This is a genomic window from Erwinia sp. JH02, from assembly GCF_013074405.1.
GTDB classification, from domain to species: Bacteria; Pseudomonadota; Gammaproteobacteria; order Enterobacterales; family Enterobacteriaceae; genus Erwinia; species Erwinia rhapontici.
Genome location: NZ_JABANZ010000031.1, coordinates 1 through 1,478, shown reverse-complemented (window position 1 = coordinate 1,478; position 1,478 = coordinate 1). Strand labels below are relative to the sequence as shown.

The window sequence follows — 1,478 nt, the reverse complement described above, 5'->3', positions numbered from 1 at the left end:
GCCAGCTCCAGCACACTACCGAGAAACCCGATACTGCCCCAGATACGCTCAGTGAGCACTGACTCATCAGCCATGACGGCTGCCAACTGGACCGGGGTCATTGCAATACTAAAACCGTTTTCCATAACGTTTCCTTGTTATCACATCATCCAGAACTGAGGGTAAAGGAGTGGGTGCAACGGGTAAATATTATCCAGTGCACTCGCGTCTTTTTCGTAAAAACACTCAATTTTGTATAGCATCGGCAAGTGATGACTTAATCGTGGATATCTTATATGTGATCGCTTTACGAGGATGAATGATTGTCAGGACATGGCACGGCTACGTGCCTCTCAAACACGTGGAAGGATTTAGCGCTCACTTGCAGAGAAAGCTGGGGTAGAGCATGCAAAAGGGACGCCGGGTAACAAAGGCGCAGCTGTCCGCCGTGAAACGCAGGGGGACTGGGAGCATTTCTTCCTGACGACGTGGTGGGAGTGTCTGGATGCCGTGAAGGCATTTGCCGGAGACATTCAGGAAGGTAACACGGTGACAGTGGCCCACATGGATGTGGGCCGTAGAGTATTATCTGGCGTTATACTCATCACGCTTTTGTTTTAGAGTGGACGAAAGCCACTCCAGAAATTCAAGAAGTGTTGGTGTGTAACATCTCGTATTGCCCGCAGACCCTCCGGTAAGTTCATTCAGGGCAACAGCAGCGGACTCATTGTCCGGGTAATTTTTACGAAAGTCATCAATGTTGGTGATTAGGTTATTGAGATAATTACCACCATCTTCCACATAAATCTTAAAAGCAGAATCTACAATCTCTGGATAACTTTCACCATATTCATCACTGTCCTGTCCAAAAAAAATGATGAAAAAGTTACTAATGCTGGTGAATTTTTTCATATTTAAAGTACCGGATAAGCTGTGGTGATGTAATAAGGTTTGTTGTTGAATCTTTTTTTCTTCATAACAACCTCAATTCTGGTGGCTTTAACTGCCTCAGTTGAATCATATTTAACAATGATCCCTACATTTTTCTTAACGTTATACTTAAAAATAAGGTGAGATTCATTATCAGTGCTATTACTCTTTGCCCATTGCCGAATTTCAGCCCGATTGGCTTTAACGGCTTTGCTTATGGCCTGTTCGGCAATATGCAGAGAAATGAAAGAGCTGGCAGCGTTTCCTTCTTTGAATGAACCTGACTGAATACCCCTCTTAACCTTTTCCAGTAATTCACGCTCAGATTTGCCCACATGCTTTCTCAAAGTATGCCCACCGCCCGAAAAACCTTTCACGGCCTCATGCCTCATCAAATTAACCTGTCCCATTCTGACCGATGCCACACGAGCCGTACCCGCTACTGAGAACGGGAGTATCACATCCACGGCGATACCGATCTGGTCAGCCGTAGACTTATCTGCGCCCAGCTCACTTGCGATACCCGCCGTAGCGCGAGCGGTCATTGAGGCCGTTGGTTTGCCGGAATA

General features: G+C 46.1%; 2 protein-coding genes and 1 pseudogene. 1 reads left to right on the top strand and 2 read right to left on the bottom strand.

Annotated features, from left to right (window positions below; translation table 11 throughout):
• Positions 1-298: 298 nt before the first annotated feature.
• Positions 299-507: pseudogene (locus tag HHI26_RS25595) on the top strand (hypothetical protein); the annotation flags it as partial.
• 57 nt (positions 508-564) lie between these two features.
• Here HHI26_RS25595 and HHI26_RS25305 read toward each other — a convergent pair.
• Together HHI26_RS25305 and HHI26_RS25300 are read right to left on the bottom strand one after the other, a co-directional pair.
• Positions 565-891 (bottom strand): contact-dependent growth inhibition system immunity protein, encoded by a 327-nt coding sequence (locus HHI26_RS25305; protein ID WP_133843304.1) that lies wholly within the window; start codon positions 889-891, stop codon positions 565-567.
• 2 nt (positions 892-893) lie between these two features.
• On the bottom strand, positions 894-1,478 hold a 585-nt coding region (locus HHI26_RS25300; RefSeq protein ID WP_171149994.1), incomplete at its 5' end, for an RNase A-like domain-containing protein.